The 18,888-nt window shown below is 56.3% G+C and carries 18 protein-coding genes; 9 read left to right on the top strand and 9 right to left on the bottom strand.

Annotated elements, in window-relative coordinates:
* Positions 1 to 5 precede the first annotated feature (5 nt).
* From ACT3RW_RS01165 to ACT3RW_RS01155, 3 genes are all read left to right on the top strand, one after another.
* Positions 6 to 1,172 (top strand): FAD-dependent oxidoreductase, encoded by a 1,167-nt coding sequence (locus ACT3RW_RS01165; RefSeq protein ID WP_195181651.1) that lies wholly within the window; start codon positions 6 to 8, stop codon positions 1,170 to 1,172.
* A gap of 33 nt (positions 1,173 to 1,205) precedes the next feature.
* On the top strand, positions 1,206 to 2,444 hold the full coding sequence (locus ACT3RW_RS01160) for an allantoate amidohydrolase (RefSeq protein WP_444612536.1): 1,239 nt from the start codon (positions 1,206 to 1,208) through the stop codon (positions 2,442 to 2,444).
* Between the two features lie 401 nt (positions 2,445 to 2,845).
* Positions 2,846 to 4,123 carry an ISL3 family transposase gene (locus ACT3RW_RS01155; protein ID WP_444612499.1) on the top strand — a complete coding sequence of 426 codons (1,278 nt, stop codon included), beginning with the start codon at positions 2,846 to 2,848 and terminating at the stop codon, positions 4,121 to 4,123.
* Positions 4,124 to 4,315: 192 nt separating this feature from the next.
* Here ACT3RW_RS01155 and ACT3RW_RS01150 read toward each other — a convergent pair whose 3' ends face one another.
* From ACT3RW_RS01150 to ACT3RW_RS01140, 3 genes are read right to left on the bottom strand one after another with little or no spacing between them, the layout of a single operon-like run.
* Complete coding sequence (locus ACT3RW_RS01150; RefSeq protein ID WP_146277423.1) at positions 4,316 to 5,446, bottom strand: tyramine oxidase subunit B; 1,131 nt, start codon at positions 5,444 to 5,446, stop codon at positions 4,316 to 4,318.
* A gap of 38 nt (positions 5,447 to 5,484) precedes the next feature.
* The gene (locus tag ACT3RW_RS01145) at positions 5,485 to 5,832 is read right to left on the bottom strand and encodes a P-II family nitrogen regulator (protein ID WP_444612535.1); all 348 of its coding nucleotides are present in this window, start codon (positions 5,830 to 5,832) and stop codon (positions 5,485 to 5,487) included.
* Positions 5,833 to 5,856: 24 nt separating this feature from the next.
* Complete coding sequence (locus tag ACT3RW_RS01140; protein WP_060700333.1) at positions 5,857 to 7,095, bottom strand: ammonium transporter; 1,239 nt, start codon at positions 7,093 to 7,095, stop codon at positions 5,857 to 5,859.
* Between the two features lie 377 nt (positions 7,096 to 7,472).
* Between ACT3RW_RS01140 and ACT3RW_RS01135 the strand changes: the two genes are divergently transcribed.
* Positions 7,473 to 8,219 carry a gamma-glutamyl-gamma-aminobutyrate hydrolase family protein gene (locus tag ACT3RW_RS01135; protein WP_444612534.1) on the top strand — a complete coding sequence of 249 codons (747 nt, stop codon included), beginning with the start codon at positions 7,473 to 7,475 and terminating at the stop codon, positions 8,217 to 8,219.
* A 40-nt stretch (positions 8,220 to 8,259) separates the two neighbouring features.
* Positions 8,260 to 8,793 carry a TetR/AcrR family transcriptional regulator gene (locus ACT3RW_RS01130; protein WP_444612533.1) on the top strand — a complete coding sequence of 178 codons (534 nt, stop codon included), beginning with the start codon at positions 8,260 to 8,262 and terminating at the stop codon, positions 8,791 to 8,793.
* 151 nt (positions 8,794 to 8,944) lie between these two features.
* On the opposite strand, the gene ACT3RW_RS01125 is transcribed toward ACT3RW_RS01130, so the two are convergent.
* From ACT3RW_RS01125 to kynU, 3 genes are all read right to left on the bottom strand, one after another.
* Positions 8,945 to 9,568 (bottom strand): thymidine kinase, encoded by a 624-nt coding sequence (locus ACT3RW_RS01125; RefSeq protein WP_444612532.1) that lies wholly within the window; start codon positions 9,566 to 9,568, stop codon positions 8,945 to 8,947.
* Between the two features lie 150 nt (positions 9,569 to 9,718).
* Positions 9,719 to 11,101, bottom strand: a complete 1,383-nt coding sequence (locus ACT3RW_RS01120; protein ID WP_444612531.1) for an amino acid permease — start codon at positions 11,099 to 11,101, stop codon at positions 9,719 to 9,721.
* Between the two features lie 125 nt (positions 11,102 to 11,226).
* Complete coding sequence (gene kynU, locus ACT3RW_RS01115) at positions 11,227 to 12,507, bottom strand: kynureninase (protein ID WP_444612530.1); 1,281 nt, start codon at positions 12,505 to 12,507, stop codon at positions 11,227 to 11,229.
* 104 nt (positions 12,508 to 12,611) lie between these two features.
* On the opposite strand from kynU, the gene ACT3RW_RS01110 reads away from it, so the two are divergent.
* The 4 genes from ACT3RW_RS01110 (at position 12,612) to ACT3RW_RS01095 (ending at position 15,725) form a co-directional block, all read left to right on the top strand.
* Positions 12,612 to 13,097: an Lrp/AsnC family transcriptional regulator gene (locus tag ACT3RW_RS01110; RefSeq protein WP_242632613.1), complete on the top strand. Its 486-nt coding sequence runs from the start codon at positions 12,612 to 12,614 to the stop codon at positions 13,095 to 13,097.
* 69 nt (positions 13,098 to 13,166) lie between these two features.
* Complete coding sequence (locus tag ACT3RW_RS01105) at positions 13,167 to 13,619, top strand: hypothetical protein (RefSeq protein WP_444612529.1); 453 nt, start codon at positions 13,167 to 13,169, stop codon at positions 13,617 to 13,619.
* The gene (locus ACT3RW_RS01100) at positions 13,612 to 15,060 is read left to right on the top strand and encodes a sensor histidine kinase (protein WP_242632614.1); all 1,449 of its coding nucleotides are present in this window, start codon (positions 13,612 to 13,614) and stop codon (positions 15,058 to 15,060) included. Before ACT3RW_RS01105 ends, ACT3RW_RS01100 begins: the two co-directional genes overlap by 8 nt.
* Positions 15,057 to 15,725: a response regulator transcription factor gene (locus ACT3RW_RS01095; RefSeq protein WP_131090621.1), complete on the top strand. Its 669-nt coding sequence runs from the start codon at positions 15,057 to 15,059 to the stop codon at positions 15,723 to 15,725. The genes ACT3RW_RS01100 and ACT3RW_RS01095 overlap by 4 nt, the downstream gene beginning before the upstream one ends.
* Before the next feature lie 15 nt (positions 15,726 to 15,740).
* On the opposite strand, the gene ACT3RW_RS01090 is transcribed toward ACT3RW_RS01095, so the two are convergent.
* The 3 genes from ACT3RW_RS01090 to ACT3RW_RS01080 form a co-directional block, all read right to left on the bottom strand.
* Complete coding sequence (locus tag ACT3RW_RS01090; RefSeq protein ID WP_444612528.1) at positions 15,741 to 16,568, bottom strand: polyphosphate polymerase domain-containing protein; 828 nt, start codon at positions 16,566 to 16,568, stop codon at positions 15,741 to 15,743.
* A complete protein-coding gene (locus ACT3RW_RS01085; protein WP_444612527.1) occupies positions 16,559 to 17,239 on the bottom strand; it encodes a DUF4956 domain-containing protein in 681 nt (226 codons plus the stop codon). Before ACT3RW_RS01085 ends, ACT3RW_RS01090 begins: the two co-directional genes overlap by 10 nt.
* Positions 17,240 to 17,606: 367 nt before the next feature.
* Positions 17,607 to 18,884: an ISL3 family transposase gene (locus ACT3RW_RS01080; RefSeq protein ID WP_444612521.1), complete on the bottom strand. Its 1,278-nt coding sequence runs from the start codon at positions 18,882 to 18,884 to the stop codon at positions 17,607 to 17,609.
* Between the last annotated feature and the right edge of the window lie 4 nt (positions 18,885 to 18,888).

Below are 18,888 nucleotides of genomic sequence, written 5' to 3'. Positions count from 1 at the left end.
AAGCCATGAGCACCTCGTCCCAGTCCCCCTCCGCAGAATACGTCGTCATTGGGGCAGGTCTGGCCGGCTCTTCAACAGCCTGGCGACTAGCTCAGCGAGGCTACGAAGTCGCATTGCTTGAACGCAAGGTACCAGCGGCAGCCGATGCCAGTTCGCATGGCTCCGCACGAATTTTCCGCTACGCCTACCCCGACCAGTTCTACACGGATCTTGTTGTCCGCGCCCGTACCGCTTGGGACGAGCTGGAAGAAGCCAGCGGCAGCCAGCTGATCGCCCCGCATGGCTCCGTCGACTACGGCCCTTTGCGCAATCCCCGGCACCTCGCCGAAATTCTCGCAAACTCCGGCGTGGAGCATGAACTGCTCTCGGCCGCTGAGGCGCGCAACCGCTTTAACGGAATCAACTTCGATACCGAGGTTCTCTGGCACCCCGGGGCCGGGGTGTTGGATTCCGAACGCTCCGTCCAGGCGATGGTCGCACAGGCAAAGATCCACGGAGCCAAGGTTGAAACCCAATGGCCCGTCGCCTCAGTCGAGGCAACAGCTAATGGCTACAAGCTCACCTCCAGCGACGGCCGCACCTATCTCGCTTCCAAGATCATCGTCACCGCAGGTGGCTGGCTGCCAGAACTGCTCGGCAATCTGCCATTGCCCTCCGGCTTCCTGCGCAGCATCCCCACGATGGACATCTATCAAGAGAATGCCTACCACTTCCCCTACCGGGACCAGGATCCCGAGGCCCGCCTGGCATGGCCCACCTACATCCACAAGGATCCTGCTTTCAAGTCCTACGGCCTGCCCGGTGGACGCGACGCAAGCTTCCGCGGCCAAAAGGTAGCAGAGTACATGGCCGGGCACCGCATGGACACCGCCAGCCAGCAGAACGGCCAGATCGATCCGGCCAACCGCGAACGCGTGATCGAGTACGTGAAAAAGTACCTTCCCGGACTGGAACCCACGCCCTATGCGGAGACCACCTGCATCTTCAGCGCAACCCCCACCGAGGATTTCATCATGGATGAAGCGGATGGCATCACCATCCTCTCCCCTTGCTCGGGGCATGGCGCCAAATTCGGTCCGCTGCTCGGCGAACTGGCGGCGGACCTCGCCACCGGGGCGCGCGAAACCCCCGAGCTTTTCCGCCTGGCATCCCACGCCAAGGCCATGGCCTAGAAGACCGAGCAGAAAGCCCTTTTGGAGAATCCCTTGTTCAACATCCCGCTAGACCTGCCCACGACGACGGTCACCGAGCTCATGGCAGGCATCGCTGCAACCGGCCAAGACCAGCTGCGAGGCGGCTACTCCCGCACAGTGTATTCCAGCGCTGAAATTGATTTGCGCACCTGGTTCATCGAGCAAGCCACTCGACGACAACTGAGCGTTGAGGAAGACGGCAACGGTGCACTATGGGCATGGTGGGATTTGCCGACCGGCGTCCGCACCAACGCTGTAGTTACCGGTAGCCACCTTGATTCGGTTCCCGGCGGCGGACCCTTTGACGGTCCGTTGGGTGTAGCCAGCGCGCTAATTGCCTTTGACCTGATGCAGTCACGCAATCTTGTGCGCACCCGAGCCATGGCCATCGTGGTCTTCCCGGAAGAAGAAGGCTCCCGCTTTGGCGTGGCTTGCCTGGGTTCGCGCCTGCTCACCGGAGCCATCGACCGGGACAAGGCCCTGAACCTGAAGGACCCCGACGGCAACAGTTTTGCCGATATCGCTACCAGAAATGGCCTTGATCCACGCTTCATCGGCCCGGACCGCCGCCTCTTGGGACAGATTGGCGTCTTCGTCGAGCTGCATGTGGAACAGGGACTCGGCCTGGCAGACCTCGATCATCCGGTAGCCATCGGCGGATCCATCCTCGGCCACGGCCGCTGGAAGCTGAGCATGCGCGGGCAAGGCAACCACGCCGGAACAACGCTCATGTCCGACCGCAAGGACCCAATGGTGGCCGCTGCCCGGAGCATTGCCACGGTGCAGCATATTGCCCGCTCGCGAGATAACGCACGAGCTACCGTGGGCCGGCTGCAGCCGGTGCCAGGCGGAACCAACGTCATCGCCTCGCGCGTGGACTACTGGCTGGACGTGCGGCATCCAGATGATGCGGTGACCGCCAGCGTAGTTCAAGAGATTCACGAATCAGCGCGGATCATTGCCGCTGAAGAGGGGTGTACGCTGGAATTTTCCCAGGAGTCGTTGAGCCCGACGGTAACTTTTGATGCAGGGCTTTCAGGGAAACTAGCCCTGGCGCTCCCCAAAGCACCGGTACTGGATACCGGTGCGGGACATGACGCTGGAGTACTGGCCGGACACGTACCGAGTGCCATGATCTTTGTCCGCAATCCCAACGGCGTCTCCCACTCCCCCGAAGAATACGTGGAAGACGCTGATGCTGAGCTCGGTGCGGCAGCTCTGGCCGACGCCTTGTCATCTTTGCTGTCATAGCTGCTCCGCAGCTAAAAGCGCAGTGCCGGATACCGGTGCTGCGCTTTTGCGTGTTTTGAAATGGATGGTGCTTATCACCTGGGATTCAGAGGCGCTCTTCCCAGAACATTATTCATGCCTATCGCAAGAGAATAGTCGTTCCATGCAACGCTGCACTCGATGCAACCCGGCACTGGTAGAGAACGGGAGCCGACAAGTCTTCCTAGCTTTCTAGCTTTCTAGCTTTCTAGCTTTCTAGCTTTCTAGCTTTCTAGCAAGCATTTTTGCCCGCAGGCACTCAATCGCTCTCCCAAATTGGCTCTTCAAGTTTTAGCGTGGTGACCCCGAAAAAGAAGTAAGGCCCGCAGTCCTCTGCGAAGATGAGTGTTGTCTAGACATACATCAGCAAGGAACTACGAGCCGTGTTCAAGGATACCGGGCCAATCGATGCTGCGTCGATTCTGTTGAACCTCAACGACTACCGCGTCATCAGCGCCACCCACGAAGCAGACGGACGACAAGCCCTCATCGAGCCCAAAGCTACCGAAGCAGCATGCCCCACCTGTGGAGTGCTCACCCAACGAATCCAGGCCAGACCAATACATCGGGTGAAGGACGTGCCAGTCGGCGGCACCGACCTGCAGGTATTGGTGCGCAAACGCCGTATGGCCTGCCAGGAATCGGCCTGCGAACGCCGTTCATTCGTTCAAACCACCGAGCAACTCCCGTTCCGTGCCAGGATCACCACACGACTCTCCCAACAGTTCGTGGACGAGATGAGTTCCGAACTCAGGGCAGTGTCCCGGGTCGCTGCCGCGCATGGGGTGTCTTGGCCTACGGTCATGGCCCGGCTAACCACGATCGGTGAACTGGTCGGGGACGTGGACCGCATGTTCATCCGCCGGCTCGGCATTGATGAGCACCGGTTTCGCAAAGTCCGCTACGCACGGGGCCGGACCGGGAAAGTAGTGCGGATTGAGCCGTGGTCGATTGTGTTTACTGATCTGGATACCGGAAAGATTCTGGATATCGTGGACGGACGCCGCGGCACGGCGGTGAAACGGTGGCTGAAGAATCGGCCACGGTATTGGCGCCAACGGGTGCAGTACGTCGCGATCGACATGTCATCGGAGTTCCGCAAGGCGGTGCGGGAGAATCTGCCGAAGGTAAAGGTTAGCGTGGATCATTTCCACGTGATTCAGCGGGCGAATCTGATGATCACCCAGGTCCGCCGACGTCGCTCCCACGAAGTCTTTGATCGTCGTGGCCGGGCTGCTGATCCGGCTTACAAGTACCGGAAATTATTGACTTGCAATCTGGAGAACTTGTCGATCAAGCAGGTTGAACGGTTGAAGCTGATCTTGGAATCAGACCCGGAACTCGGAGTGATCTATGCGATCAAGGAGCATGTGCGGGAACTATTGAAAGCTACGAATATCCATGAGTTCCAATCCCGGTGGGCGGTGCTGGAAAAGTCCGTGCGAGCAACAACAATGGTTGAGGCGAAGTCGCTGTTCCGGACGTTGACCGGATGGCGCAGGGAGTTGCTGGTGTTCGTTAGAACCAGATTGACGAACGCCAGGAGTGAGGCAGCGAATCTGACGGCGAAGAACTTGAAACGCATTGGCCGGGGTTATCGGAACCATGCGCATTACCGCCTTCGGATACTGTTATATACGGCAGGGCTGCGCCCGTGCTGAACACTCTGCACCACGCTTAAGTTTTAAGAGCCCCCAAATTCCACTGACGATTCCTGCACCTGTCTCAAGCCCAGAATCCGTTGGAAACGCCCACTCAATCTACTCCGGACATGGCAAATCCCCGGAAAGCGGCCACACTCCGCTTTCCGGGGATCTGCGTTTAGCTAAGTCCGGCAAGCCGGACCTAAAACTCTAGGCGAGGACCGGGGCGTCCCACAGGTTCAGGACCTGGCCAATGTTCTTCTCCTCGGCCGACTGGTACAGATCGGTAGCCCATGCCACGTCTTCAATCGGCATGCCACCCACCGAGTAGAGGATGATTTCTTCATCATTGCGGCGAGCCGGGATCTTGCCGGTAGCGACGTCAGCAATCTCTTCCAGCTTGGATTCGGGCAGCTTGCCTTCACGCATCAAATCATGGAAGTGAGTGCCGGGAATCCCCAGCAGCTGATAGGCCTGGGTGCCGTACTCCTCAGCCCACGCATCGTACAAGCCGCGGGCATCGAGAATCAGCCGAGCGTCGTTGATGACAAAGTCATCATCAAAACGTGCAGCCGCGGGCAGCAGCAAGAGAGCTCCGGGCTTGATGGCTGCGGTTGGGAAGTAAGGGAACGCCTCGGATCCCTTGATGTCGGTGCTGGTGGTCGCCATAATGACGTCCGCATCCTTGATCGCTTCCTCAACAGTGTCAGCGGCCACAATCGACTTCACCTGCGGGAAGTTGTCACGAATGTACTGCGCAAAGGTCTCCACGCCAGCGGCCGAACGGCCCTTGACGGTCACGGTGTCGATGCTCGGACGCAGTGACAGGGTCGCGTCAATCACGGACTTGGCAATCACACCTGGGCCAACGACGGCCGCAACCTTGGCATCCTGCTTGGCCAGGTGCTTCACGCCAACCCCCGGAACGGCTCCGGTGCGGTAGGCACTGAGCAGGTTTGCGCTCATCACAGCCATCGGGGCGCCTGTGTCGGTGTCGTTAAGGGTGAACAGGTGAATGGACCGGGGCTGGCCCTTGGCCCGGTTCGCGGTGTTCGAGCCGTACCACTTCACGCCCGTGGTCCCGAATCGTCCACCGAGATAGGCCGGCATGGCCATGAAACGGCGGTCAGGGCCATCGCTTGGCATGCCTTCGTGAACAGGGTTCTGCGGGAAGGTGATCATCGCTCCGTGCGAGTTTCCGTTCTCGCCGGCCATCCGGTAGTCCCCATTGCGCAACAGGATCAGCGCTTCTTCCATCACGTCGGTGCAACGGGTGATGTCGGTGACTCCTGCTGCGATCATGTCCTGTTCGCTGAGGTAGCGGAAGTTGATAGTAGTCATGTGGTGCTCCTTTGCTGGTTTTTCTAATCGATCAATGCTCAGATGGCTGCTTCGCCGGTTTCGCCGGTTCGCACGCGGATGATCTGTTCCAGTGAAGAAACCCAGACCTTGCCGTCGCCGATTTCGCCGTCCTCGCCGGTTTTTGCAGCGCTGACAATAAGGTCCAGGGCGCGTTCCAAGTCCGATTCTGCAACCAGCAGTTCCAGGCGGATCTTGGTCCGGAACTTCACGGAGAATTCTTGGCCTCGGTAATACTCGGTGCGCCCGCCCTGGGCGCCCCGGCCCTGGACTTCGGTGGCGGTCACTCCCGAGAAGCCGGCCTTCTCCAATTCGGAACATATGGATTCAAGCCTGATGGGCTTGATAACTGCGGTGATAAGTTTCATGGCAGAGCCTTTCTGTTCAGGCTGCTAGAGCTGACGGCTGTCGTAGGCGGATTCGGCATGGATGGAGTTATCCAACCCAGCCTCTTCTTCCGCCTCGCTGACGCGGATTGGGGAAATCTTGTTCATCACCCAGGCGATGGCGAAGGTCATGGCGAAGCTGTAAATCAAGGTGGCGGCAATCGCGATCAGCTCGTGGCCCAACTCGGCGAAGTGGCCACCGAAGAAGATGCCAGCCATTTCACCTGGCGCTTTCGGATTGGCGAAGAAGGTCGCGAACAGCGAACCGGTGATGCCGGCGATGCCGTGCACCGCAAAAACATCCAGCGAGTCATCAATCTGGTGGCGACGCTTCCAGGTGATGGCCCACGCGGCAGCTGCGGCGGCAAGGAAACCGACCATCAGTGCGCCAATCGGACCCACCACGTCGGCCACCGGGGTGATGCCGACCATTCCGGCAATGGCTCCGGTACCCAAACCCAGCATGGTGGCATGGCCATCACGGACACGCTCGATCGTGATGAAACCCAGCATGCCACCGCACAGGGCCAGCAAGGTAGTGAGGATGACGTATTGGGCCATGAAATTCGCTCCGCCGGCGGTGCCGCCGTTGAACCCCATCCAGCCAGTAGCAAGCAAGCCCACGCCGATCATCATCAGCGGCAAGTTATGCGGACGCCCCGGGTGCATTTTTCGCTTGCCCAAGACCACGGCCAGCGCCAGACCCGCAGCACCGGCATTCATGTGCACCGCGGTGCCACCGGCAAAGTCGTGGAAGCCCAGCTTGTTGCGCAACCAGCCGCCGACGGCGCCGGTCTCTGGATTATCAAGCGCAAAGACCCAGTGTCCCAGCGGGCAGTAGACCAAAATGATCCACAGGGCCACGAAGACCAGCCAAGCACCGAATTTCATGCGCCCGGCAGCGCCGGAAGCTACCAGCGCCACGGAGATTGCGGCAAAGAGGATGTAGAACGCACCCCAGAAGGTTCCTCCCGCCTCGTCGTCGGACATGAAGTCGGAGAAGAAGGTGTAGTCGAAGGGATTGCCGATGATTCCTGCGCCCCCGAGCGAATCACCGAGAACCAGTCCATGGCCGATAACCACGTAGACAACGCCGGTCACCGCCAATGCACTGAGCACCATCAGCATCATGTTCAGGACGTTGCGTCCGTTGAGCATGCCACCGTACAGCATTGCCAGTCCTGGGAACATCAGCAGGACCATGGCGAATGCCGCCAGGAGCCATGCCATGTCAGCGGCTTCCATGATGGGCGCCCCTTTCGAAGTTTGTGTTTGCGAGCAATTTCAAACTATCGATGCAACATTCCGCTTCGCTTTCGAATCCATTTCCAGCAAGCAACATAATGTTTCGTTTCACAGCCCAAATATCGACCGTGTGAATTCTTTGTAAAAGGCCGGTCATCAGCGGACTTCTTGTAGGTTGACGGGCACCTCGAAGATATTCTGGAAGGCAATTATTAGCGGTCGACATGGCTTTATTAGCCAGTCGCTATAGATGAACTTCGGGAAACATGCAGGAAACATCCGCGATTCCACTACGAAATCCGGGACTTGTAGCTTAGGTTTCATCAACCCTTATCGGCCATTTTCACAGGCCCGAAATGCATTAGTTGGAGCTGGTCTTGGCACCTTTGAATTTCACGGTTCTGCACATACGCGAATCCCGACCGCATAACCCCCTATTCCAGCAGGAACTTGATGAGCTCAACGAAAACACTGTAGGTCAGATTATTGATGCCGGACACAATGCGTCCTTAGTGCCCTGTAATGATCTGAGCGTCGAGCAGATGCTGCAGATTGTTGATGCTTCTGACGCCGTGATCATCATGGGTGGTGAAGATGTTGAACCTTCGCTGTACGGCCACACCTCTGCTTACCCGGGCGGTGGTTATCATGAGCTTGCAGCGGATCGGAACCAGATCGCCGCCATCCAGCATGCCATCACTACCAAGACCCCACTGTTGGGAATCTGCCGAGGGTTGCAGTTATTAAACGTTGCTTTGGGTGGCACATTGATTCAACACTTGGAGAACGCAGATGCTCACCGCAGCACCGGCAGCGATCCATTTGTTGATACCTGTCTGGACTCGGTCAGTACTGAGCTTCAGGAAGATCTATCTTCCAAGACCAGCCACAAGTGCACACACCATCAAGCAATTCACGAATTGGGCACAGGTCTGCAAATCGCTGCCATGTCCACCGATGACATTATTGAAGCCGTCATTCATGAGTCAGCGCCAGTGACCGCCGTGCAATGGCACCCGGAACATCCGCAGACCGCCTCCACCCAACTCCGCATGTTGATTCAGCGCTTAGCTACGCAGCACGAGCAAGTTTCCGGCATACTTCCAGAGCTCATCAACAGCTAACCTCCAGAGTCAAAGGGTTCCGGAGGCTAGACTTGGAATTATGGCATTGACCCAAAATACGGTGGTGGACACCGCAGTCACTATCCTGCAGCAATTCGGGTTAGCTGACTTGTCGATGCGTCGTTTGGCCAAAGAGCTGGATGTTCAAGTTGGGGCTCTCTACTGGCATGTGAAGAACAAGCAGGAACTGCTAGCTCAGGTGGCTGCCAAGCTGCTTAATACCCCGCAGCTCTCGGTTAATGCTGAAGATTTTAACGCTCCTGCAGATGCGATTCTTCAACTCTCGCGCCGTCTTTATCTCGCGTTATTGCCGATACAGGACAGCCCTGAAGTCATCGAAGTTGCAACCGCGATGCAAGTCACCGAATTGGCGCCAGTATTGCAGTTGCGTGACCTTTTGGAATCTTCAGGGCTTTCCACCGAGCAGGCCCGCTACGGACAACAATTACTGCTCAACCACATCCTGGGGTCTGTTGCCTTCCGACAGAACCTCGTGCAATTGGACGTTGATGCACCATTAGCGGATGGGTTCGACTGGGGACTGCAACGGGCTGTTGCGGGACTGATTAGCTGACCGCTGGGAAAATAGCTTTATACTGAATTCTGAAGAAACGGAACTGGCACCGGCCTCTGGCTTTGTAAAGGTTGCGGGCTCCCGGACTCTGCTGCGGCAAAAGGGAGCTTCTTCACTTACATAGTTTGCAAGAAGCCCATCGCATCGAGGGTTAGCTGAGTTTCCCGCCGGAAGCTTCGAGGTAGCACGAGGCGCACAGCGATTCGTACCAAACGTCTTCGCCATCGATGGCTACCTGATCCCCGTCAAAGACCACAGCTTCGCCGACCCGTCGGGTGTTAAACATGGCCTTGCGTCCACAACGGCAAATGGTCTTCAGCTCTTCCAAAGAGTGGGCAAGCTCCATCAAGCGTGCCGACCCAGGGAATGCATGGGTGCGGAAGTCAGTGCGAATGCCGTAAGCCAAGACCGGCACGTTATCCAGCACGGCGATACGCAACAAGTCATCAACCTGCTCGCTCGACAAGAACTGCGCTTCATCCACCAAAAGGCAGGCCACGGGTGGAGCATCTACATGGGTGAGCAATGCATCCGGGTCATCACCAGAACTTTGGGCTGCGAACTGCTCCCGGACGTTATCCTCCGGGCCAATGGTGAAGTCCGCGATGCGCTTGATCCCCAGTCGCGAAACGATGGAGTTCTCACCCTTGGTATCAACACCAGGTTTGGCCAGCAGGATGCGCTGGCCACGTTCTTCATAGTTGAAAGCAGCCTGAAGCAAACTCGTGGACTTGCCAGAATTCATTGCTCCGTAGCGGAAATACAACTTGGCCACTATCGCTCCTTGAAGAATCGTTGCGCCTACCAACTAGCGGGCACCCTACGATCTTAGTGCCAGCTCCGTTATTCAACGGTAGTTACACTCGGTGCAGCGCCCAATCCAACTCAACTCACAGCTGGCGTTGGAAGTTCGAATTACCGAAATCTAGAGGGTGTCCTGCTTTGGCTTTCTAGCAAAGACCACCCAGTACAAGACTGACATCACCACAACAAATGGCACGCCGAAGATCAAGGTGTACTTGAACTGAGGAACAAAGAAGGAAGTCGCCAGCAGCGCCGCCAATAACAGAGCACCCAAGATGGACGCAGTTGGATATCCAGGCAATTTGTACTCCAAAACCACCTGCTCCTTCTTCACTCTGCGACGGAAGGACACATGGGTTATCAGAATCATGAACCACGTGGCCAAGGCACCAAAGGTGGCCAAGGACAGCATGATGCCAAATCCTCCATCCGGAACCAGCGCATAAACAATAGCTGCGACTCCAATGCCGCCGGCAGACATCCACACCGCATGAATCGGCGCCCCGGAACGGTTAGTCCGAAAAGCCATGCGTGGCGCGTGGCCCGAGTCAGCTAGAGAATGCAACATCCGTGTGGCGGCATAAAGCTGTGCGTTCATGGCCGACAGCGCAGCAATGATCAACACAAAATTCAGCACGGAATCAGCAAAGGGAATACCAACTTGGGACATCACCGTGACAAAGGGTGAACCACCGGAAATCAGTTCGCTGGTTGGTGCCACCGCCAGGATCAGAGCCATGGTGAATACGTAGAACAGCAAGAGCCTGAGAAAGGAAACCTTGAAGGATTTGCGCACCGCAATCTTTGGATTGTGAGCCTCGGCTGCGGCAATCGAGATGGCTTCAATTCCCATATATGAGAAGATCGCAACAATCACCGCGCTCCAGGTGCCAAACAATCCGTTGGCGAAGAATCCGCCTTCAGCGCTGTAGTGATGCACCCCAAACTGATCTTGAGAATTATGGAAGACCAGCCACAGGGCAATGATGATGAAGGCAAGGACGGCAAAAACCTTAATAGCCGAGAACCAGTATTCGGTGGTTCCGAAGATCTTCACGCTGGAGAAGTTCACCGCTAGGAGCACGGCGGAGAAAATGGCTACCCACCACAGTCCGGGAATCTGTGGGAACCAGTACTGCATATATTCGCCTACCGCGCTAACCTCGGTGCCTACCGCAAAGATCAGTGCAGACCAATACAAATATTTGGTCAGGTATCCGGCAAATCGACCCAGATAGCGTTCAGCGTAAACGCCGAAGGATCCAGCCACCGGCTGCTTGACCGTCATTTCGGCGAGCGCACCCATGACCAGCAAGGCAACCACACCACCGATCACGTAGCTGAGGATTACCGATGGGCCAGCCATCATGATGGCCAACTTGCTGCCAGCAAAAAGTCCGGTGCCAATGGCACTGCCCAGGGCGATCATGGACATCTGCGCAGGGGTCAGTGATTTTTTCAGACCCGACCCGACGTCAGTGGCGCGTACCGGCTGCTTGCCCAACAATGCTCCTTCAAATCTCATACAAACAGCACGGCATCAGAACATACCGTGCTGCGTATAAGCGTACTCTGGCCATTGCTGGCCAGAGTCTAGAGCCCCCAAAGTAGTGGCTACCGGTTTCCCGGTTAGGTCACGGCATTTCGTACGGCGTACTCTTCGCGCTGCCACAAGTCGGTGTGCAGAATTTCACGCAGTTTCTCCACGGCATCCCAAATATTGGTGCGCGTTAGGTACAGCGGGGTAATGCCAAAGCGCAGGACCTCGGGCTCGCGGTAGTCCCCGATCACCCCTTGGTCGATGAGCGCCGCGATGATTTCATAACCGTGTTCGTGGCGGAAGCTCACGTGGCTACCACGTGCGGCATGCTCTCGTGGGGTCACTAGTTCCAGTCCGTAGCCAGCGCATCGCGTCTCAACTAGGTTGATGAACAGGTCCACGAGTTCCAGCGACTTGGCACGCAGCTGAGCCATATCTGCTTCTATGGCAATATCGAGCCCCACCTCAACCATGGCCAGTGAGGTCATTGGCTGGGTACCGCACATGAATCGGCGGATGTCATTGGCAGGGGTGTAGCTTTGGGACATTTCGAACGGCCTGTTGTGGGACCACCAACCCGACAGTGGCTGCCAGAAACGTTCATGGTGGCGGGCATTAACCCAGATGAAGGCCGGTGAGCCTGGTCCACCATTGAGGTATTTGTAGGTGCAACCCACCGCGTAGTCAGCGTCTGCTGCGTTCAGATCTACCGGTACCGCACCGGCGGCATGGGCCAGATCCCAGATAACCAGCGAACCAGCAGCATGAACCGCCGCAGTGATTTCATCCATGTTCCACATGGCACCGGTGCGGTAATTGACGTGCGACAGCGCTACTACTACCACGGTATCGTCCAATGCGGCACGCAGTGAAGCCTCGTCATCAATCAGCTTCACTTCATAAGCGACACCAGTCTCCTGCGACAGCGAGTTGACCAGGTCAGCCAGACCTTCGGCGATGTAGATATCGGTGGGGAAATTATCTCGTTCGGTCAGAATCACCCGGCGCTCAGGAGCGTCAGCTTTTTGCGTGCGCAAGGCTGAGGCCAACGCCTTAAACAGGTTCAACGTAGTCGTATCCGTGATGGCAGTTTCATTTGGCTTTGCACCAAGTAGGCTGCCTAGCTTGTCGCCTAATTTGAGTGGCAAATCGAACCAGCCAGCAGTATTCCACGAACGAATCAGCCCCTGGCCCCATTCTTCGCTGACCACTTGGGCTGCTCGTTCTGATGCCCCCTTGGGAAGGGCACCCAACGAGTTTCCATCCAGATAGATGGTGTCCTCAGGCAAGATGAAACGATCCCCAAAAGCGGTTAAGGGATCCGCCTCATCCAGCTGGGCTAAAGATTGGCGGGTCAGCTCGGCAGGCATTGTGCTCCTAAGATTTCAGTTCTCTACGCTGTAGACATCGTAGAATCAAACACGAGATCATGCGACCAAATTCGAACTTTGATAAAGAATGAGATGAGATACCCGTGGATAATTCCCTCTGGACGGTGCAAGGTGATGCCGTTCCGAATCCTGTTCGCGTTGATGCCACCGACCTAGCGATCCTCTCGGAACTGAGCAAAGACGCCCGGATTGCCAACAACATTCTCGCTGCCAAGGTTGGTGTGGCTCCTTCTACCTGCTTGGGCCGGGTCAAAGCCTTATCCTCCGCTGGCATCATCACCGGATACCACGCAGCGATCAACGAAAAACTCCTTGGTGTCACGGTCAATGCGATGATCTCTGTACTCGTTTCTCCAGCCGCCCGGGACCGGCTGCTTTCTTCGGCGAAGTCCCTGCAAGAACTGCCTGAAGTTAAAGAAGTCTTTGTCCTAGGTGGCTCCCCCGATCTACTGGTTCGAGTAGCCACCCGGAGCATCGATGATCTGCGTACTTTTGTCGCTACGCATCTGGGATCAAACAGAGCGTTTTCTTCAACCCAAACAGTGATCATCTTTGAGCATCTACGCTAATCCTGCCCTCAGCGTCGTCGCGTGGCATCTCTCATCTAGATCTCATTTGCGTCCGGAACAATGAGTGGCATGGGAAAGGAAACATTGCGCCGCGTCGTGGCTTCAATCGCTGTTGTAGCGCTCATCTGTCTAGGAGCATTTGGAATCAGCCGTGCACTAGGTGGCCCCTCCGATCAGGATCTAGGCGAAGGGTTTATCTTCAAGGAAGATTCGCCGTCCCCCACCACCGATGCACCCCGAGGACCAACCCCCTCATCCACTCCAGCAGAGTCCAAAACGGCCAAACCAACACCAACGCCTAGCCCTACCCCCAAGCCAAGTAGCTCTACCAAGAAACCTTCGCCCAAGCCCACCGCGACGCCAAAGCCCAAACCAAAACCTGTGACTCCCGCTCCGCCTAAAAAAACCGTCACACCTTTGCCTCCATCAGGCAACCAAAACTACGATGACGACGACGATGATGACGATTACGAGTCTGATGATGATGACGATGAGGCCGACGACGTAGATGACGATGACTAAAGCGCCCGAACGCCGATGGTCCATTCGCGCTCGTGTGCTCACCGGCATGTTGCTCTTGGTCGGCTTGGCGCTTGTGGCCGCCGGAGCGGCGAGCTTCGCCGTGCAACGCCACGAACTTAATGAACGTCTGGATGAATCACTCTCCCGGTCAGTCAAAGAATTCGGTGTCCTGACCGAAACCGGCGTGGACCCGCGAACCATGAAACGTTTTGAGCACGCCGAAGACCTGCTCTATATCGCCATGCAGCGCACCCTGCCCTCGCCTAAACAGGGAATGGTCTCCCTCGTTGGTAAAGAGGTTCGCTGGACGGCACCGGATATCGTGGGCACCCGGTTGGAAGATGACCCCGAATTCCTGGAATGGGCCTTCCAGGTACAAGAAAGCAACCACATCCGGCTGGGTACGGTAAAAACGGATATCGCCACCTATCGTGCGGTTGTTGTTCCGGTCAGCTTGCCGGCGGACCACGAATACGGTTCTTTTGTTTTGGCCTACGACTACTCGGCCGAAGCCATTGCCAATGACCGGAATTTCATGATCTACAGTGCCGTGGGTGCTTCGGTCATACTTGTTGCTGCTTTAGCCGCTTGGTTGCTTGTGGGCCGGATGCTGGAGCCGATTCGAAGATTGCAAACAACCGCTCAGCAGATCTCCGAAACCGATGTTTCCCAGCGCATTGAGGTCTCCGGCAATGACGAATTTGCGGACTTGACCGTCACCGTTAATGAAATGCTTGACCGTCTTGAAGGTGCGCTCAAAGCCCAACGCCAGCTACTGGACGATGTGGGACATGAGCTTCGCACCCCGGTGACCATCATCAATGGACATCTAGAGCTCATGGATCCTGCGGACCCACAGGATGTAAAACAGAGCCGCGATATTGCCATGGATGAGCTGGGCCGAATGTCGTTGCTGATCAATGATCTGGTGACCTTGGCCAAATCCAACCGTACGGACTTCCTGCAGATTGAGCCGGTCCAGGTGGGCAAGCTTCTTGATGACATTCTGGATAAGGCTCGTGGGTTGGGCCAACGCCAGTGGCGTATCGACTACCGCACCGAGGCCACGGTCAGGCTGGACCCGATACGCCTGACCCAGGCCATGCTGCAGTTATGCGCTAACGCAGTGAAATTCTCCAAGGACGATAGCCGTATTGCGTTAGGCAACGAGATCCTGCGCAACGGGCAGGGTGAAACTACCTTGCGTTGGTGGGTCTCCGATGCTGGCCTTGGCATTCACCCCGATGATCTGGAACGAATCTTTGAACGCTTCGGACGTGGACAGAATTCTGCCCGCTCTTCCGGATCCGGTTTGGGACTAAATATTGTGCAAGCCATCGCCGAAACTCACGGTGGACGAGTCTGGGTAAGTTCGGAGCCAAACAAGGGTTCCACGTTCTACATTGATCTGCCGCTGTCGACTGGAAATAAGGAATCATGAGCCAAATATTGATCGTTGAAGATGAACCGCGCATCAGTTCTTTTGTGGCCAAGGGACTACGGGCTGCTGGGCTGACCTCTTCCATCGCTGAGACCGGGCACGAGGGATTCACTCAAGCGCTCGATGGTGAGCACGAGTTGATCATCTTGGATTTAGGCCTACCAGATGAAGATGGCTTCTCGGTCCTACGACGACTGCGCGCAGCGCAGATCTCTACCCCGGTAATCATCCTGACCGCGCGCGGAAGTGTCGAAGATACCGTAGCCGGACTGCAAAATGGTGCCGATGACTATATGGCCAAGCCGTTCCACTTTGATGAGCTATTAGCCCGGGTCCGCTTACGCTTGCGGACCGAAGACAATGCTCCTGAAGTCTCTTCACTGAGCCATGAAAATCTGCACATGGATCTGCTGCGCCGACGGGTCACCGTGAACTCAACGGAAGTGGATCTTTCTGCTCGCGAATTTGCTCTGGCCGAGGCCTTTTTACGCAACCCTGGTCAGGTGCTCAGCCGTGAGCAGCTGCTCTCCCGAGTCTGGGGCTACGATTTTGATCCCGGTTCCAACGTGGTTGATGTATATGTGCGGTACCTTCGCAATAAGCTCGGCTCAACACGCTTTGAAACCGTGCGAGGTTTTGGCTACCGGCTAGCCACCTCAAAATAGCTCGCGGTGCGCGGCCTAGCGAAGGGTCGGGTCCGGGACAAAGTTCTGCTGCAATAATCTGCTCCACCGGTTGGCCGGAAGATGCGGATTCAGTAGAGCCACACCGATGCAGTATTTTGACATGAATACTTCTCTAATGCCCAACTCTGCAAGCGCACGGTCAGAAGCCCCTCGTCCATCAGCAGACTTGGTCTCAACCACGATCAAATCCGGTCCGTTGATCTTCCTACCCGAATTGGCGTATTCCAATTCGACATCGCAGGTCAGGCGTTCAGAATCCACCGGGTTCACGAAGGTCGCCCGGGTATAAGAACTGTCCAGCACCGGTTGCAGTTCAGGGACTTGCTGACCGTATTCGCTCTCCAGCACGGATTCCAGGAACTGCAGGTTATCTTCGGTTAGCTCTCCGGCCTGATCCAGATCCTGCTGGATCCGATGTTTCACCGTTGCCCCGCGCAAGCCTTTGGTCTTGATCTCAAACATCGACAGTCCGGTGTCAGCGTATGTTCGTGAACGAACCTTATAACGCCTGCGCCGCCCTTGGCGGTGAGCCCGATACTGGTCAAAGTCCTCGGTATCGAAATACACGGATTCGTACCGGAAGGTACGCAGACCATCAATCTGCATGATCTTGAACTTCTCACCTAGATGCTCTGACAAAGCGGTGAACTGCTCAGGGGTGAGAAGAAATTTCTTATCAACACGGGTCTGCAAAGCAGCCTCGGACACCACTTCGTCCAAGCTGATTGGTTCTCGGTAGGCAACGGCTTCTTCCAGTGCAGCACGGGCCGTTGTTGCCCTTGCTGTGTGGCTGCGACTATCAAGCACAGTTATTAGGACCACGTCTCCTGCTTGGCTCCGTTCTGTACGGAGGAAGCCGAGGACGGCGTCTGCCCCTTGGCCAGTTCGTACGTTCCGGGGAAGGACTCTGCATTTCCAGGATCGCCCGTCGGCTTCGCTAAGGCGCCCGCGTTAGTGCGGAACCGGACGTCAACGATGGTTAGATCTCGAACCATGTCCAGCTCAATAACTACGGTGCGCAAAACCTTGGCATCTAATAGCTGCTCAAGCGCCGCCTGAAGTTCTGCCTTTTTCGGGTAGGCCTTTTCTAAGGTGACGGTTTGGCGTTCGGTGCGAGGGGCAAAGCTCGGGTGATCAGCTACAAACATCACCAGCACAAGAGCCGCGGTGGCAGACGGAGCAAGCCAGGCTGGGTCTGGGTGTAGTCCGTTGACCAAACCGATAGCCAGCGAAATGAAGTAGTAGGCAACTTCTTCTTGAGTCAGGGTGTCAGACCGCAGGCGAATGATTGAAAGGATGCCGAAGAGGCCTAGGCCTAGTCCCATGCCTGCCCCGCTGCCTGAAAGTAGCAAGGTGACCGCAAAGATGCCCATGCTCAACGCGATGTACGCAAGTACAAGGTCTCGGCGGAAGTGGCGACGGAAGTATACGAAGTACACCAGCACGGTAATGCCGATGACGTTTGAGGCTAGTCCTGTCCAGAAAGACAACATTCTTATCCCTTTCAAAAAGCGTGAGGCGATGATCCCTTCTAAGTGTACTGTAGGTGAACAGGATGAAGACAAAAGTAGAACTGGATGAGAATGCCCTCATATTTCTGAATGAGACTTGACCTGATGTTTCGGTTGGCTGCCTGTCGAGCCAGACTGGCCCTTGATGGCTTTCAACAGATGATATGGAAACCAACCGATAGGCTTACTGGCAGTAGCAATCTCAAAATTGATTTGGTGGCCAACGCAAAGCATGAAGACAAAAGTCCTAGAAATGCTCAGATCGCTGCACAAGTGGTGGACCAAATTCTGGGAAGCAAAAGGCCATGGGATTAAGGGGCTCTTAAAAGTTAAGCGTGGCGCAGGATGCTCAGCACGGCCGTAGCCCCGCCGTATACAAGAGTATCCGCACCCGGTAATGATCATGATTCCGGTACCCTCGACCAATACGTTTCAGGTTCTTCGCCGTCAGATTCGCCGCCTCACTCCTAGCGTTGGTCAACCTCGTACGCACGAACACCAACAGTTCCCTTCGCCAAGCCGTGAGCGTGCGGAATAAGGACTTCGCTTCCACCATTTTCGTGGCCTTCACGGATTTCTCCACCACCGCCCACCGGGCCTGGAACTCATGGACATCCGTGGCATTCAACAACTGCCTGACGTGTTCTTTAATCCCGTAAATCACACCCAGTTCAGGATCGGATTCCAGGATCAACTTCAACCGTTCCACTTGCTTGATGGATAGGTTCTCCAGGTTGCAGGTCAATAATTTCCGATACTTATACGCCGGATCAGACACCCGGCCGCGACGGTCAAAGACTTCGTGGGACCTGCGTCGGCGCACCTGAGTAATCATCAGATTCGCACGCTGGATCACATGGAAATGATCCACGCTGATCTTCGCCCTCGGCAGATTCTCTCGCACCGCTTTACGAAACTCTGATGACATGTCGATAGCAACGTATTGGACGCGTTGACGCCAATACCTTGGCCTGGATTTGAACCACTTCTTCACTGCTGCGCCGCGGCGTCCGTCCACGATGTCCAGGATCTTGCCGGTATCCAGGTCCGTAAACACAATCGACCATGGCTCAATGCGAACGACTTTTCCCCTCCGACCTCGGGCGTAGCGGACTTTGCGGAATCGGTGTTCATCGATGCCTAGTCGGCGGATGAACATGCGGTTCACGTCCCCGACGAGTTCACCAACACTGTTAAGTCGGGTCATGACCGTAGGCCAAGACACCCCATGCGCCGCTGCGACCCGAGAAACAGCACGTAACTCACTACTCATCTCGTCCACGAGTTGTTGGGAAAGTCGTGTGGTGATCCTGGCCCGGAAGGGTAGCTGTTCGGTGGTTTGCACGAAGGAACGCCGTGAGCAGCCAGTTTCTTGGCAGGCCATCCGTCGTTTGCGCACCATGACTTGCAGGTCTGTGCCGCCTACTGGCACGTCTTTCACCCGGTGTATTGGCCTTGCCTGGATCCTAGTGGTTAGCACCCCGCAGGAAGGACATGCCGCTTCGGTGGCGGCGGGCTCAACAAGTACCTGCCGTCCGACAGGTGCTTGGGTCACGGTGATGACGCGGTAGTCGGTGAGGTTCAACAGAATCGACGCAGGGTCGATTGACCCGGTATCCTTGATCACGGCT

Source organism: Glutamicibacter sp. AOP5-A2-18 (assembly GCF_052446055.1).
Classification (GTDB): Bacteria; Actinomycetota; Actinomycetes; order Actinomycetales; family Micrococcaceae; genus Glutamicibacter.
The sequence above is the reverse complement of the archived record's forward strand: the minus strand, read 5'-3'. Positions and strand labels throughout refer to the sequence as shown.

Coding starts and splice junctions, on each gene's coding strand:
- ACT3RW_RS01165 (WP_195181651.1), top strand. CDS start 6: ATGAGCACCTCGTCCCAGTCCCCCTCCGCAGAATACGTCGTCATTGGG.
- ACT3RW_RS01150 (WP_146277423.1), bottom strand. CDS start 5,446: ATGACTACTATCAACTTCCGCTACCTCAGCGAACAGGACATGATCGCA.
- ACT3RW_RS01145 (WP_444612535.1), bottom strand. CDS start 5,832: ATGAAACTTATCACCGCAGTTATCAAGCCCATCAGGCTTGAATCCATA.
- ACT3RW_RS01140 (WP_060700333.1), bottom strand. CDS start 7,095: ATGGAAGCCGCTGACATGGCATGGCTCCTGGCGGCATTCGCCATGGTC.
- ACT3RW_RS01130 (WP_444612533.1), top strand. CDS start 8,260: ATGGCATTGACCCAAAATACGGTGGTGGACACCGCAGTCACTATCCTG.
- kynU (WP_444612530.1), bottom strand. CDS start 12,507: ATGCCTGCCGAGCTGACCCGCCAATCTTTAGCCCAGCTGGATGAGGCG.
- ACT3RW_RS01105 (WP_444612529.1), top strand. CDS start 13,167: ATGGGAAAGGAAACATTGCGCCGCGTCGTGGCTTCAATCGCTGTTGTA.
- ACT3RW_RS01100 (WP_242632614.1), top strand. CDS start 13,612: ATGACTAAAGCGCCCGAACGCCGATGGTCCATTCGCGCTCGTGTGCTC.
- ACT3RW_RS01095 (WP_131090621.1), top strand. CDS start 15,057: ATGAGCCAAATATTGATCGTTGAAGATGAACCGCGCATCAGTTCTTTT.
- ACT3RW_RS01085 (WP_444612527.1), bottom strand. CDS start 17,239: ATGTTGTCTTTCTGGACAGGACTAGCCTCAAACGTCATCGGCATTACC.